The sequence below is a fragment of the Pseudoalteromonas sp. S3785 genome (assembly GCF_005887365.1).
In the GTDB taxonomy this organism is placed as follows: domain Bacteria; phylum Pseudomonadota; class Gammaproteobacteria; order Enterobacterales; family Alteromonadaceae; genus Pseudoalteromonas.
Genome location: NZ_PNCT01000056.1, coordinates 47,265 through 60,555, shown reverse-complemented (window position 1 = coordinate 60,555; position 13,291 = coordinate 47,265). Strand labels below are relative to the sequence as shown.

General features: G+C 40.9%; 16 protein-coding genes. 7 read left to right on the top strand and 9 right to left on the bottom strand.

What is annotated here, in order from left to right:
* Window positions 1-40 precede the first annotated feature (40 nt).
* Window positions 41-700, top strand: coding sequence for a DsbA family oxidoreductase (locus CWC17_RS14715; protein WP_138613727.1), 660 nt, complete (start codon window positions 41-43; stop codon window positions 698-700).
* A gap of 111 nt (window positions 701-811) precedes the next feature.
* Here the strand turns inward: CWC17_RS14715 and CWC17_RS14710 are convergent, their stop codons facing one another.
* Together CWC17_RS14710 and CWC17_RS14705 are read right to left on the bottom strand one after the other, a co-directional pair.
* A complete protein-coding gene (locus CWC17_RS14710; RefSeq protein WP_138613725.1) occupies window positions 812-1,669 on the bottom strand; it encodes an immunity 49 family protein in 858 nt (285 codons plus the stop codon).
* Window positions 1,666-1,929: a hypothetical protein gene (locus CWC17_RS14705; protein WP_138613723.1), complete on the bottom strand. Its 264-nt coding sequence runs from the start codon at window positions 1,927-1,929 to the stop codon at window positions 1,666-1,668. Before CWC17_RS14705 ends, CWC17_RS14710 begins: the two co-directional genes overlap by 4 nt.
* Before the next feature lie 256 nt (window positions 1,930-2,185).
* Between CWC17_RS14705 and CWC17_RS14700 the strand changes: the two genes are divergently transcribed.
* Window positions 2,186-2,917 carry a MauE/DoxX family redox-associated membrane protein gene (locus tag CWC17_RS14700; protein WP_138613721.1) on the top strand — a complete coding sequence of 244 codons (732 nt, stop codon included), beginning with the start codon at window positions 2,186-2,188 and terminating at the stop codon, window positions 2,915-2,917.
* Between the two features lie 102 nt (window positions 2,918-3,019).
* Complete coding sequence (locus CWC17_RS14695) at window positions 3,020-3,364, top strand: energy transducer TonB (RefSeq protein ID WP_055013827.1); 345 nt, start codon at window positions 3,020-3,022, stop codon at window positions 3,362-3,364.
* 67 nt (window positions 3,365-3,431) lie between these two features.
* On the opposite strand, the gene CWC17_RS14690 is transcribed toward CWC17_RS14695, so the two are convergent.
* From CWC17_RS14690 to CWC17_RS14670, 5 genes are all read right to left on the bottom strand, one after another.
* Window positions 3,432-3,710, bottom strand: coding sequence for a peptidylprolyl isomerase (locus tag CWC17_RS14690; RefSeq protein WP_138613719.1), 279 nt, complete (start codon window positions 3,708-3,710; stop codon window positions 3,432-3,434).
* Between the two features lie 90 nt (window positions 3,711-3,800).
* Window positions 3,801-4,223: a thiol-disulfide oxidoreductase DCC family protein gene (locus tag CWC17_RS14685; protein WP_138613717.1), complete on the bottom strand. Its 423-nt coding sequence runs from the start codon at window positions 4,221-4,223 to the stop codon at window positions 3,801-3,803.
* A gap of 17 nt (window positions 4,224-4,240) precedes the next feature.
* Window positions 4,241-4,768, bottom strand: a complete 528-nt coding sequence (locus tag CWC17_RS14680; RefSeq protein WP_138613715.1) for a response regulator transcription factor — start codon at window positions 4,766-4,768, stop codon at window positions 4,241-4,243.
* The gene (locus CWC17_RS14675) at window positions 4,765-6,006 is read right to left on the bottom strand and encodes an ATP-binding protein (protein WP_171042096.1); all 1,242 of its coding nucleotides are present in this window, start codon (window positions 6,004-6,006) and stop codon (window positions 4,765-4,767) included. Before CWC17_RS14675 ends, CWC17_RS14680 begins: the two co-directional genes overlap by 4 nt.
* Window positions 6,007-6,054: 48 nt before the next feature.
* Window positions 6,055-6,456 carry a nuclear transport factor 2 family protein gene (locus CWC17_RS14670; RefSeq protein WP_138613711.1) on the bottom strand — a complete coding sequence of 134 codons (402 nt, stop codon included), beginning with the start codon at window positions 6,454-6,456 and terminating at the stop codon, window positions 6,055-6,057.
* A 218-nt stretch (window positions 6,457-6,674) separates the two neighbouring features.
* On the opposite strand from CWC17_RS14670, the gene CWC17_RS14665 reads away from it, so the two are divergent.
* Window positions 6,675-7,754 carry a ketoacyl-ACP synthase III gene (locus tag CWC17_RS14665; protein WP_138613709.1) on the top strand — a complete coding sequence of 360 codons (1,080 nt, stop codon included), beginning with the start codon at window positions 6,675-6,677 and terminating at the stop codon, window positions 7,752-7,754.
* Between the two features lie 80 nt (window positions 7,755-7,834).
* Window positions 7,835-8,221 carry an SMU1112c/YaeR family gloxylase I-like metalloprotein gene (gloA2, locus tag CWC17_RS14660; protein WP_138613707.1) on the top strand — a complete coding sequence of 129 codons (387 nt, stop codon included), beginning with the start codon at window positions 7,835-7,837 and terminating at the stop codon, window positions 8,219-8,221.
* A 17-nt stretch (window positions 8,222-8,238) separates the two neighbouring features.
* On the opposite strand, the gene CWC17_RS14655 is transcribed toward gloA2, so the two are convergent.
* Together CWC17_RS14655 and CWC17_RS14650 are read right to left on the bottom strand one after the other, a co-directional pair.
* Window positions 8,239-9,600 carry a leucyl aminopeptidase family protein gene (locus CWC17_RS14655; protein WP_138613705.1) on the bottom strand — a complete coding sequence of 454 codons (1,362 nt, stop codon included), beginning with the start codon at window positions 9,598-9,600 and terminating at the stop codon, window positions 8,239-8,241.
* A gap of 81 nt (window positions 9,601-9,681) precedes the next feature.
* Entirely contained in the window at window positions 9,682-10,104 is a 423-nt protein-coding gene (locus CWC17_RS14650; protein WP_138613703.1) for a hypothetical protein, read from the bottom strand.
* A gap of 104 nt (window positions 10,105-10,208) precedes the next feature.
* On the opposite strand from CWC17_RS14650, the gene CWC17_RS14645 reads away from it, so the two are divergent.
* Window positions 10,209-10,358, top strand: coding sequence for an oxidoreductase-like domain-containing protein (locus CWC17_RS14645; protein ID WP_082430530.1), 150 nt, complete (start codon window positions 10,209-10,211; stop codon window positions 10,356-10,358).
* A gap of 343 nt (window positions 10,359-10,701) precedes the next feature.
* The gene (locus CWC17_RS14640) at window positions 10,702-13,281 is read left to right on the top strand and encodes a TonB-dependent receptor plug domain-containing protein (RefSeq protein ID WP_138613701.1); all 2,580 of its coding nucleotides are present in this window, start codon (window positions 10,702-10,704) and stop codon (window positions 13,279-13,281) included.
* Window positions 13,282-13,291 lie beyond the last annotated feature (10 nt).

Here is a 13,291-nt window from a genome sequence, read left to right as displayed (position 1 = left end):
ATATCCCTTTTATACCAAAGCAATCCGCAAAAGGATGAATATGAAAAACTTTAAAATTGATATCGTGTCAGACGTAATGTGCCCATGGTGCGTGGTAGGTTATAAAAACCTAGAGACAGCGCTTGGCCAACTTAAAGACGAAATGAGTGCAGATATTACGTGGCATCCTTTTGAGCTAAACCCTGATATGCCACTGGAAGGTCAAGATTTAAACGAACACTTAATGCAAAAGTACAACCTAACTGAGGAACAAGGCGATGAAAATCGTAAAAACATGTTCGAAGCAGGAAAGCGTGCTGGCTTTACGTTTAATTTTGATGGCAAACGCATCATGATCAACAGCTTTGATTTACACCGCCTACTTACATGGGCACGTGAAGAAGGCAAACAAACGCAGTTAAAACTCGCCTTTTTTGAAGCGCACTTCACCGATTTAAAATACTTAAATCAAGAAGACACTTTGCTTGATGTAGTGGCAAGTGTTGGCCTTGATAAAGAACAGGCCCGCAGTATTTTATACTCAGATAAGTACGTACAAACAGTGCGCCAAGAGCAAGACCGCTTTAAGCAACTAGGTATTAGCTCTGTGCCAACGTTTATCATCAACGATAAATATGCAATCAGTGGCGGACAACCAAGCGACTCGTTTATTCAAGCACTAAAACAAATTAGTGAAGAAGAGGCTAAGCAAGAAGTTTAGTTAGCTAGCAAAATTAAAGGCTGCAATGTGCAGCCTTTTAGCCTAGTTTAAATAAATGATTATACACCCAACCCACCTTTTATAATTAACTCGTAGCCAAACAAGGCTAATTTAAGCATTTTCAAACTCTTTATAAATTAACCACTTTGGCAGGTAAGGGGTGTCGGGCACCTGCCAGCCATGCTTATCATAGGCAAGGCTAGCCACTGCGCTTATCAGCAGAGCTACATCGCCTTCCCAGGTCACTGCGCCCTCTGGTGGGTCAATGTAAAACTTATAATGCAACTCAATGGCTGTGTGGATTGCCCGTTTATAATGGGCTTCATCGTTTGATAAAAGCGCCACCCACACATCCAAGTAAGGCAAAAAAAGCTTGTTCACATAAGGCGCTCTAAATTCATCCACATGCTCAGGGCCTGATTTTTCCATGACCTCACGTAGTAACTTTGTTTGATCAGTTTCTTGTACAAATATATTTCGCACAAAGTTAAACATCGCCACATTAAACGGTTCTTTAAATTCCAACCAATCAGCTTCGCATCGACAGATTAGCTCTGTCGCATCAGCATCTCTTAGGCACAGGGCTAAACTTAATTGTAGTAACCAATTATCAACCATAATTTCACGGTGCTCAGCGCACCCCTCTAAACGAAACACGTGATCTTTTAAAGTAAAAATATGGCGCTGCCCAGGGTTTGACACTAGATTATAATGGGCGTGTAATAAATCTAAACCGAAGCGCATAATCGGTACGCCTTCAAGCCCTTTTTGAGCTAGCTGTGCTTGAAAGCTTAGGTTTATACAATCCATTGCGTCCAAGCCTAACCGTGCTTGTGGCTTTTCATATATCTTAGGCTCTAGCTCAAGGTAACGTTGCCATCTATGATTATAAGTGTCTAAGTGAATTTGAAAGGCATTTTGCAAATTCACTAATTGATAATGGTCATTGTGGTACTTCAATTGGCTCATAACGTGATCTTTCCAATGGTGTAATTTGTCACATCAAACGTTGGCTTTAAGCTGCTACCGGTTTGAAACTTCTGCTGCACTTTACGAAATTCAATATTACCAGAATAATTCTTAAATACTTCCAGAGTATTACCCAAGGCTTGTATTTCTGCGCTATTGTTGCCCGAAGCAACCGCCTTTTGATACTCTCGCTTCATGTTGTCAAACACTGACTGTACATAAGAGGTGCTGCCTTGTTGAACGCGCTGCCCTTTGTGCATCCGAGAACCTAATTGGCTGTTGCCGCCTTTTGCTTCCAAGATTTGTAAGCACAAAAAACTTACTCGCTACGCTGTTATAAAAGTACTGGCACTATACATGCAATGTTTATTACGTGTCTTTAATGAGTGTGCTGCGCGCTATTTTATTTCAAATGGCACGTAAATATTACAATGTGCCATTAACTTCTTTCATACCGCCATCCACTCTCTATTTATTGAGGACTAACGAGCGATTAAATACGCATAAGGAGCAAGCATGGCTAAGTCAGCAACATTATACAGAATGGTAACCAATGAGCACATTTGCCCATTTGGTCTTAAATCAAAAGATTTACTGAAGCGAAAAGGCTATAAGGTAGATGATAAGCCGCTGACTTCGCGCGAAGAAACCGATGCATTTCAACAAAAGCACAATGTTGATACCACACCACAAACATTTATCGATAACAAACGCATTGGCGGGTATGACGACCTGCGCGCTTACTTTAATAAATCGGAGCCTGGTCAACAAGGTACTACTTACACTCCCGTAACGACCATTTTTGCTGTTACCTTATTACTTGCCTTTGCATTTAGCTACTCCACTGGCTTTGCACTTTTTTCTATGCATACAATTATGCTGTTTGTCGCGTTAACAATGGGCGTACTGGCTATACAAAAATTACGTGACTTATACAGCTTTAGTAATTCTTTTATAACCTATGATTTATTTGCAATGAAAGTCGTGAGATATGCTTATGTGTACCCATTTTTAGAAGCATTTGTAAGTATTGGCATGATTGCGGGTCTCTCTGCTTATATTGTTGCACCCATTTCTTTATTTATTGGGGGTATTGGCGCCGTGTCGGTGATTAAGGCTGTTTACATAGACAAGCGAGAGCTTAAGTGTGCCTGCGTTGGCGGAGATAGTAATGTACCGCTGGGGTTTATCTCTCTGACTGAAAACCTGTTTATGATTGCCGCAGGTGTCTGGATGTTTATTAAGTAATCTTAATTAAGGTTAAATCATGAGCTTGATAACTAAGCGGATTATTTTACATGACTGGTCTTTTAGTGTAAAAAAGGGGACTAAATAATAAAAGGAATTAAAATGAAATACTTACTGTCTATCATTGCCGCTCTAATCATTACTGGCTGTACTTCAACTCCACTTCAAGACAGGCCTGCAGCAACGGTAAAATCAACAGTTCCACCTAAATACCCTATTGCAGAGGTACGTAATAAAACAGAAGGTTTTGTTACCATGTCTTATGATGTAGATAGTTATGGGCGCCCTAATAATATTAACGTTATTAACGCTAAACCTGAGCAAGTGTTTAATAGCGAAGCCAAACGCGCCCTATCTAAATGGCAATACTCACCTAAAGTTGTTAATGGTGTTGCTGTACCTGACAAAAACTTAGAAATGACAATTGAGTTTAATTTGGATAATTAATAATCGGGTAAGGTTATATCTTAAAGGCTGCAGTGTGCAGCCTTTTTAGTATTTATCTGCAAGCTTATTAAGTACGATAAAGAACTTTAATAACGTGCCAGCCAAATTTAGTTTTAACTAGGTGTGGCTCTAAAATAGCGCCATTAAAGGCTATTTTGTCAAACTGCGGAACCATTTGCCCGCGTCTAAATTCACCTAAGTCGCCACCTTTTTTACCCGATGGGCACGACGAGTAATTTTTAGCTAAGGTTTGAAACTTGGCACCTTTACCTAATTGCTTAATAATGTCTTCTGCTATTTCTTTGTGTTTAACCAATATGTGGAGTGCGTGCGCTGTACTTGCCATTTCAAAGCCCTGATAATTTAAAACGCGGCGATTTTAGCACAGCCACATAAACCTGGCATCTACTTATACTGCAATGTGTGAACGACTAGTTTATAAATAATGTTTTGCATCATCTGGGCTGGGTATTCTGCAATAGTTGTACTTGCCAAATAAGGTATAGCGGTTTAAAGCAATTTTATCGTACAGCCAATTATTAAAGGTGTTAGGTAAAAAACTAAATACAGTGGCTAATTTATAGGGGTAACCTAGCTGCTTTACTACTTCAAAAAAAGCATGACTTTGCGTGTACGCTTTGCCGTTTTGTAGGTAAACCATTGAGGCGTATTGTGTGGTTGAAAAACCAAAGTGAGTTAACAGCAGTGCACCTTTTGGAGATTGCACGCTGCATAGTTTAAAAATAACATTGGCATCGTTACTAATAATAAAATTACACCACGCACTACATAATTTACACTGCGCATCGAATAATATAATTTTTTGATTACGCATTAATGTAGCCGCATCATCACTCATTTTATACCCCTAAGCGGTTACTGCTGAACCGGCTTTTTTTGTAACTTACGCTGTAATGTGCGCCTATGCATGTTTAACTGCCTCGCAGTGGCCGACACATTACCGTTATTACTGTGTAGTACTTGCTGAATGTGCTCCCACTCTAAACGCTCTGGCGACATAACTGGTGTTACAATACTGCTCACATTTTGCATATTTAAATCGGTGTTTAGCGCCTTTAATAATGTGGCCATATCAACGGGTTTAGTAAGGTAGTCGTCAGCGCCCAACCGCATAGCCTCTACTGCGGTGGCTATGCTGGCAAACCCTGTTAGTAATACAATGTGCGCCTGTGGTAATAAGCTGCGTAGCGGCTTAATTAAGGCAAGGCCGTTATCGTCACCTAATTTCATATCGAGCAAAATAAAATCTGGCAAGTGTTTACGTGCACTAAGTAATGCATCACTTTGATTATGCGCAACTTCACATCTAAAGCCTTGTTTTGTTAAACGCCTAGCGAGTGTGCTGGCTAGGTTTATATCGTCTTCAATTATAAGTAATTTCATGTATGTGACTGCTCATTATTTACTATGGCTAATTTTACTTTAGCAACCGCCCCACCACCAGCATGATTATACAAAGTTAACGATCCGTTTAGGCGCTCAAACGTTACATTAGAAAGCAAAACCGCAAGCCCCATACCTTGGCTACTAGGCATAAGTTGTCCGCCAAGCTCTGCTAATTGTGATTGGCTAAAACCGCTGCCAAAATCACGAATTAGCAAATATACACATTCACTATGCTGATTATTTTGCTGCCAGCTTAGCTCTAACTCGGTTTGGTTATTTTTTTGATTTGCAATGCATGCATTTTGTAGCAAATTGAGAATAGCAGGTAATAGCATTGCATCACTTTTTAAGGTCGCTGCAATTGGCTCACTTAACCAATTAATGTGCTGATCTGGGTATTGCAGTAATAATGTATCAGTGATCTGTGTTTGCAGCTGCTTTACTGTAATGTGCTCGATGGTATTTTTATTACGAAGCTGAGCAGAGAGTTTTCTAAAGTCGTTTAACTGCGACGCACACTGCTTAAGCGGCGTTTGCATTTGCACAACAACAGGGTTATTTGGCTCCTCTTCTAAAAGCTCTTCAAATAGTAACTGTAAGTTAGCAATAGGGCTGGCTAGTTGATGGGTAATTTGCGCCGCTGCGCCATCTAGGGTCACCAGTTGCTCGTTACGCAGTTGTTGCTCGCGAGCTTTAGCTATTGTGCGTTCGCGCTCTTTTAATGCTCTACTCATAGCACCAATAACCAAAGCGATTACGCTTGCGCTTAAAACAAAATTTACCCACATGCCTATAAAGTGCCCGCTCATGTTCATTTGATGCATACTGTGATCGGGCATCCTAATCAGTAAAAAGCTATAAGCGGCAATGGCTAGCACAGCGATATAAGCGAGTCCTTTTTCACGAAGTGTTACCGCTGCAATCATAATAGGTAACAATAATAGCGATACAAATGCATTGGTTGCGCCACCACTTAATGAAAGCAAAATAGTTAAAAACAGAACATCTGCAGTGAGCTGCATCAACATACCAACGGGGCGCGCTCGACTTACATTGCGATAAGCAAATACGCTCACTAATTGAAATATAGCCTCTAACGCTATTACCACTAATAAAGGCAATAACGCTATTTGATGCTCTAATAAGAAATACACGCTTAGTACAGCAATTAGCTGCACGGCAATGGCACCACTTCGCAGCATTAAAAGGCGGCTAATGGTCGGGTCGGTTTGCATAAACAAGGTACGGTTTACCTATAAAATTTAATACGTTAATAAAAGCAGTCAATCATCCATTGATATAGTAAAAAGCGCGCACGGTGTTCCTTGATGAAACACCATTTTCCATTGTTCATTACTTTTGCGCCAAAGCGACATACGTAAGGAGTAGTTGAACTCGCTTCGGGCTGAGCGCCTGTAAGCTGCTTGGTAACTAATTTGCGCGATGTCTTCGCTTAGCATTCGCCCCTTGAAGTACTGGTTATAAAACTGTGGAACAACCTCAGTAGGTAAACGAGTCAGTACGTGCTGCTTATCAAATACGGTGCCATTAGCTGAAATCTCAATAAATTCATCATCAAGCAAGGCATTTAATGCATCGCTTGATTGGCGTACTTCTGGGTCTAATAATTGCCGTTCAGACTCAATTAAGTGATTAAATAGTGATGCTTTAATTTTATTACCCATACACTTCCCTTTTATCAGTACAGACCTAAGATAATAATACCTTTATTTGCTTTAAATTCGAACGGTTATATTTATAAATGCAGCAACGGGCATTTAAAATTACAGTAAATTTAAACTTTAAAAGACAAAACAGGGTAATAACTTCTCTTACAGGGCAATTTTTGATATAACTCATCCTTTAGCAATACACGTCAGACCACCATTTAAGAGAACACATTATGGCCTACGCACATATCACAGGTTGGGGTAAATGCATTCCCCCAGCAAGCATTAGCAACGATGAAATTAGCGAAATAGTTGATACCAACGATGAGTGGATCACCACACGTACCGGAATTAAATCTCGTAGGGTTAGCCATGTAAGCACCGCAGAACTTGCAACCGTTGCAGCTAAACACGCCATTGATTGTGCTGGTATTGATGCAAAGGATATTGATTTAGTTATTTTAGCGACGTGTACCCCTTCAACAGTTGTGGCCAATACCGCCTCTTTAGTACAAAAAAACATTGGCGCTACCGGCGCTGCAGCGATGGATACCAATGCTGCGTGTTCTGGTTTTTTATATGCCCTTCAAGCAGCTACTGCACAAATTCAAGCGGGAATGATAAAAAAGGCCGTGGTTATTGCTGCTGAGCGTATGACTTGGTATGTAAACTGGGCACGCCGTGACAGTGCTGTATTATTTGGGGATGGCGCTGGCGCCGTAGTACTAGAAGCCGCAGAAACACCTGCAGGCCTACTTGGCACTAAAACCGGCTGCGATAGCGAAGACAGAGACATTTTACACATCACCAACTTTGGTAGTGATTTAAATAAGTATGAGCCAATTGGCCCATCGGACTTACTATTTGAAGGCCGTGAAATTTTCAAACGTGCTGTTAAAGGTATGAGCGAAGCGTGTGATGATGTATTAACGCAAGCTAATTTAAGCCTTGATGACATAAACGTACTTGTCCCGCACCAAGCTAACCTACGCATAATTCAAGCAATTCAGCATCGCTTAAAAGTAGCTGATGAAAAAGTAATGGTAAATATTGGAGAATATGGTAATACATCGGCTGCAACTATTGCTATTGCGTTATGTGAAGCCGTAGAAAAAGGGTTAATTAAACCACACTCAAATATTATGTCGGCAGCGTTTGGTGCTGGTTTAACGTGGGCAGCAAGCTACATAAAATGGGGCGAGCGTGTAACACCTATTAAAGTAAGTGATGCAACCTTACCACCGTGTGAGTTAACAGGCCTTGAGCTTGTGGCTCCAGCCGTTAAAACATGCCAGGAAGCTGAGCCAAACTAAAAACACATGTAACAAGCTATGCATAAACGCACTTTTTGGTGCGTTTTTGTTTTTAAGGACAATAAAATTAAGGAACTAACTTGGAACTATTAGGTATTCATCATGCTGCTATTATTTGCAGTGACTACGCTCGTTCTAAACACTTTTATAGCAACATACTTAAACTTGACGTTATTAACGAGCACTTTAGAGCGGCACGTAATTCGTATAAGTTAGATTTAGCCATGCCTGATGGCAGCCAAATAGAGCTCTTTTCGTTTGATGGAGCCCCTGCAAGACCAAGCTACCCAGAAGCGCAGGGCTTAAGGCATCTAGCATTTAAAGTTAAAAACGTTGCCCAAGCAAAACAGTATTTAGAGTCACAAAATATAACAGTGGAAGCGATAAGAGTGGATGAAATAACCGGCAAAAAATTCACCTTTTTTGCCGATCCAGATAACCTGCCACTTGAGTTATACGAGGTATAACCCTCGTATAACAAGGTTTATTTAAAGCGACTTTGCAGGTAATTAAATACCGCACGAATCCCTAACGCTTCACCACCTGTTGGGCGACCAGGTAATGCACGTAAATTCCACGCCATTACATCAAAATGTACCCATGGAGTGGTTGGCTCTACAAATTCTTTTAAATAAAGCGCTGCGGTGATGGCCCCACCAAACGGTGTGCTGGCACAGTTAGCCATATCGGCTACATCGCTCTTTAAAAAGCTTTTGTACTGATCAAATAAAGGCAATTGCCATACAGGATCGTTTACATCCATACCTGCATCAATAATCCCATTTGCTACATCGCGCTCTGTTGAGAAAAAGCCCGGTAACTCAGTCCCTAAAGCAACACGACAAGCACCTGTTAAGGTCGCAAAGTCAATAATTAGTTCAGGGTTATCGTTTTGTGCCTCGCTAAGTGCATCACACAATACTAAACGCCCTTCTGCATCGGTATTGTCGATTTCAACCATAATGCCTTTACGCGTTTTAATTACATCACCTGGGCGAAATGCATTTCGTGATACCGCGTTTTCAACCGCAGGCACTAAAACGCGTAATCTAATTGGTAAATTAGCTGCCATAATTAACTGAGCTAATGCAATAACATGCGCTGCACCGCCCATGTCTTTTTTCATGTTACGCATGCCTGTGCTTGGTTTTAAATCAAGCCCACCAGAGTCAAAACATACCCCTTTACCGACTAAGGTAATAAGCGGTGCGTTTTTGTCGCCCCATTTTAAATCAAGTAAACGCGGTTTGTTTTCGCTGGCGCGCCCTACCATGTGTATAGTTGGGTAATTTTGCTCAAGTAGCTCATCGCCAATCCACTGAGTAAATTCGCCATTATAATTGTTGGCTAAATCTTCCATTACTTGCGATAAGTGCTGCGGCATCATATCGACCGCCGGTGTATTTACTAAATCACGCGCCAAATAGATAGCATCGGCTTGTTGCTTGATACGTTGATACAATGCTTCATCGGCAATGGCCAGTTGAGCCTTGGCAGTTGGTTTTTCTTTATATTCGCTAAATTCATAGCCGCCTAACACAAAACCAAGTGCTACTTGTTCTACAAAGGTATCATCGCCCTGAATTTGATACGTGCCCAGCGGTAATTTATTGGCAAGCTCGCCTGCGGCCCAAAAATCATCTTTGCTTTGTAATAAACAATATACGTGGCTTAACTCACCGGTTTGCGCATCCGGCACAAGCGCTAAACCTTGCTTTTCAAAGCCACTATTAGTTAACCATGTTTGTATAAAAGTCGGTTGTTGAGATTGCCAGTCAGTGAACTCGTTTTTGAGAATAAAAGATAAAGGAATACCAGAAGAAGTATGACGAAGTAATGCACTCATTGAAAAGCTCATAAAATAAAAAATGGTACCTCAAAGCATATCAATAAGAGTGACCAAAAGGTATAGCTAATTTAACCTAGTTTATTCTTTATTAGGTGCTTTAGTATGTTGTTTTAAATCCTCTTTAATAATTTCGGCGTCGAGATCTTTGACGGGTTTATTAATGTTAAACGAGCTTGGCAATACATCAACGCCTACTAACTGGCCTAGCTTAACCACCAAAGGAATAGTAATAGGAGCAAACGGCAGTACGGCAAATACACCAAGACCAAGCCCCTTTAAAATATCAACAAACTGCTCGTTAGCACGTTTTAACTCTTCTTTGCTGGTTTGCCCTTGCGTGTAACGCTTATAAATAGTGAGCATTTCTATGGTTTCTTGCTTTTCTTGCTCGAGCGCAATTTTAAGCGCCACCATGGCACGACGAAAGCGAAGCTGTTGGCGCTTTTTACTAATTTTAACTACCCGCCAAGGCGCACGGTGAATAACTTTATATAATCGCATAGCGTGTATTCTCACACATAAAGGGTTTTACACAAGAATAATTTACTTAATACGCCCTATACTTTATGCTTTTGCACCATATCAGTGCTTATAAACTCATTTCTATGCAAAACAAACCAAAAGTAGCCATCCCTAAACCCCAAAAACCTAAGCCTGATGAATGTTGCGGTGGAGGCAGCTGCTGCCCTTGCGTGTGGGACGAATACAGGCAAAAGTATCGTGACTGGCAAGCGCAAAACCCACCTTCAAACTAACTTGAATAAACAAGTTGATAACATTTACCTGCCTGCTTCACGCATTAAATCTTCTAAAAAACACTAAAACCGCACTTTATTAGTTCAAATTAGTTACATACTGCACCATTGTTGCAAATATATTTTGATTTGAACTTTTTGTTATTAAAGCGTTAATTATTAATTGCCCTCAAAGTTTTTTATGTATAGGCTGTACATAGGACTTCACATGAGGTGAGCTTTTAGCTCTAAAAAGTCGAGTAGGTTGACTTTTTATCCCCATGTGAACACGTCCAAAATAATAAATAAGTAGTGTTAATTACTGCATTACGTACAGAATATATTCTAACTGGGGAAAATTAGAATGAAACTTAAAAGCAACACGCTAAATCAAGCAATTAGATTTGCTTTAGCTACAACGACCACAGCTGGTTTGTTTATATCAGGGTCTGTTATTGCAGCAGAAGAAAGTGAAACCAAAGTAAACAAAAATGTTGAAAAAATTGCCGTAGTAGGTACGCGCTCAGCGCCACGCTCTATTGGTGATTCACCAGTTCCTATTGATATTATTGGCGGTGAAGAGCTTGAAAAGTCAGGTAACACTGACATGCTTGAACTACTAAAAGGCTCTGTTCCTTCTTTTAATGTTCACCAAAACCCTATTAGTGATGCAGCATCACTAGTACGCCCAGCTAACTTACGTGGTCTGCCCTCAGATAGCACGTTAATTCTTTTAAATGGTAAACGCCGTCACCGTGCTTCAGTTATTGCATTTTTAGGTGGTGGTATTAACGATGGTGCACAAGGTGCTGATATTTCAGTAATCCCAAGTATTGCACTTAAGCAAGTAGAAGTACTACGCGATGGCGCAGCAGCACAATATGGCTCTGATGCTATCGCAGGTGTAATGAACTTCCAACTAAAAGATGCCTCTGAAGGGGGTAAGTTCGAAGTACGCCATGGTCAATACTACGAAGGCGACGGTGATACCACACAGATATCGGGTAACGTAGGCTTACCATTTACTGACAACGGCTTTGCTAACTTAAGTTTTCAATATAAAACAGCAGATGCGACAAGTCGCTCAGAGCAACGCCCTGATGCAGCCGCACTTTCTGCTGCAGGTGTACCAGAAGTGTCTTCGCTTGCGCAAGTTTGGGGTGCACCTGAAGTTGATGACGACATTTCAATTTTTGGTAATGTCGGATTAGAGCTAACAAACGACTCTGAATTTTATATGTTTGGTAACTATTCTGAGCGTGATGTACGTGGTGGCTTTTACTACCGTAACCCACATACTCGCCCAGGTGTTTACTCAAATGACGGCGGTGAAACGCTTTTAGTTGCTGATTTAACAGAAGATATGAGCGCTAACTGTCCTACTATCGCGATTGACGATAACGTTTTAGATAATCCAGACTACATTAGCGGTGTGGCAAACAACCCTGATTGTTTTGCATTTAACGAAGTGATCCCTGGCGGTTTTACACCTAACTTTGGTGGTAACATCACAGATACCTCTTTGACCATTGGTACAAAGGGTATGTTTACAGGTGGTTTCTTTAAAGGTGCTTTTTATGATTTAAGTGGTACGGTGGGTTTAAATGAATCACGCTACTTTATTTACGATACAGTTAATGCCTCATTAGGGGCAGACACCCCGCGTGATTTTAGCCCAGGTAAATACGAGCAACTAGAGAAAAACTTTAACTTTGACCTTTCAAAAGGCTTTGATTTTGACCTAGCGTACGATGTAAATATTGCTGGTGGTTTAGAATGGCACGAAGAAACATTCACTGTTATTTCTGGTGACGAAGCGTCATTTACAGCAGGTCCATTAACTGATCAAGGTTTTGGCATTGGCTCTAACGGCTTCCCAGGTTTTAAACCGTCAGATGCCGGCGAATACACCCGCCGTAACTACGCAGCCTATGTTGATGTAGAAGCACCTTTTACTGAAGAGTTCTTAATGGGCCTTGCAGTACGTTTTGAAGATTACGACAGCTTTGGTTCAACTACCAACTATAAAGTGATGGCACAGTACCACCTTACAGAAGACTTAAATATTCGTGGTTCTGTAAGTACAGGTTTCCGTGCGCCTACTGTTGGCCAAGCAAACGTAAGTAACGTACAAACCAACCTAAGTGACGGTGTGTTACAAGATTCTGCATTATTACCACCAACAAACCCAATTGCTGTGCAACTCGGTGGTACAGAGCTAACACCTGAAGAATCGCAAAGCTACACATTAGGTGCAGTATACACAATTGGTGATTTATTCTTAACGCTTGATTACTACAACATTGACGTAGAAGATCGCATCAGCCAATCAGAAAAAATCGTATTAAGCCAAGCTGATAAAGACACGTTAGAAGCAGCAGGTGTACCTAATGCACAAAGCTATGCGCAAGTAAGCTTCTTTACTAATGACTTTGATACTACAACGCAAGGTATTGACTTAGTAGCTAACTACACAGCTGACATGCTAGGCGGAAGCTCTACATTTAGCCTTGCTTACAACTGGAATGAAACTGAAGTAACTAAGTTCAGCGACATTACCGGTGAGTTTAAAGTTAAGCGCTTAGAAGAAGATTTACCTAACCACCGTGCAACGCTTACTTGGGCACAGCAGTGGGAATCTTTTTCAATGTTTACCCGTGCTAATTACTACGGCGAATACCAAGGTGTTCACGTAGATTACGATGCAACAGCAAAAACAGCTGACGCAGCGGTGACCATTGACGCTGAAATAACGTACTTCTTAAACGAATCTATTAGCTTCTCGGTAGGTGCACAAAACATCTTTGACCAAGACGCTGAAAAACTTGATTTTGAAGACCGTACCGGTATTCCTAACAACAACTGGGGCGGGCAATACTACGAAACGTCTCCATACGGTATTAACGGTGGCTTTTACTACGCGAAAGCAACCTATACGTTCTAATATTTTTTCA

What these genes read in the sequence shown, in the direction of transcription:
- CWC17_RS14715 (WP_138613727.1), top strand. Translation starts at nt 41, where the DNA reads ATGAAAAACTTTAAAATTGATATCGTGTCAGACGTAATGTGCCCATGG.
- CWC17_RS14710 (WP_138613725.1), bottom strand. Translation starts at nt 1,669, where the DNA reads ATGAGCCAATTGAAGTACCACAATGACCATTATCAATTAGTGAATTTG.
- CWC17_RS14705 (WP_138613723.1), bottom strand. Translation starts at nt 1,929, where the DNA reads ATGCACAAAGGGCAGCGCGTTCAACAAGGCAGCACCTCTTATGTACAG.
- CWC17_RS14700 (WP_138613721.1), top strand. Translation starts at nt 2,186, where the DNA reads ATGGCTAAGTCAGCAACATTATACAGAATGGTAACCAATGAGCACATT.
- CWC17_RS14695 (WP_055013827.1), top strand. Translation starts at nt 3,020, where the DNA reads ATGAAATACTTACTGTCTATCATTGCCGCTCTAATCATTACTGGCTGT.
- CWC17_RS14690 (WP_138613719.1), bottom strand. Translation starts at nt 3,710, where the DNA reads ATGGCAAGTACAGCGCACGCACTCCACATATTGGTTAAACACAAAGAA.
- CWC17_RS14685 (WP_138613717.1), bottom strand. Translation starts at nt 4,223, where the DNA reads ATGAGTGATGATGCGGCTACATTAATGCGTAATCAAAAAATTATATTA.
- CWC17_RS14680 (WP_138613715.1), bottom strand. Translation starts at nt 4,768, where the DNA reads ATGAAATTACTTATAATTGAAGACGATATAAACCTAGCCAGCACACTC.
- CWC17_RS14675 (WP_171042096.1), bottom strand. Translation starts at nt 6,006, where the DNA reads ATGCAAACCGACCCGACCATTAGCCGCCTTTTAATGCTGCGAAGTGGT.
- CWC17_RS14670 (WP_138613711.1), bottom strand. Translation starts at nt 6,456, where the DNA reads ATGGGTAATAAAATTAAAGCATCACTATTTAATCACTTAATTGAGTCT.
- CWC17_RS14665 (WP_138613709.1), top strand. Translation starts at nt 6,675, where the DNA reads ATGGCCTACGCACATATCACAGGTTGGGGTAAATGCATTCCCCCAGCA.
- CWC17_RS14655 (WP_138613705.1), bottom strand. Translation starts at nt 9,600, where the DNA reads ATGAGTGCATTACTTCGTCATACTTCTTCTGGTATTCCTTTATCTTTT.
- CWC17_RS14650 (WP_138613703.1), bottom strand. Translation starts at nt 10,104, where the DNA reads ATGCGATTATATAAAGTTATTCACCGTGCGCCTTGGCGGGTAGTTAAA.
- CWC17_RS14645 (WP_082430530.1), top strand. Translation starts at nt 10,209, where the DNA reads ATGCAAAACAAACCAAAAGTAGCCATCCCTAAACCCCAAAAACCTAAG.
- CWC17_RS14640 (WP_138613701.1), top strand. Translation starts at nt 10,702, where the DNA reads ATGAAACTTAAAAGCAACACGCTAAATCAAGCAATTAGATTTGCTTTA.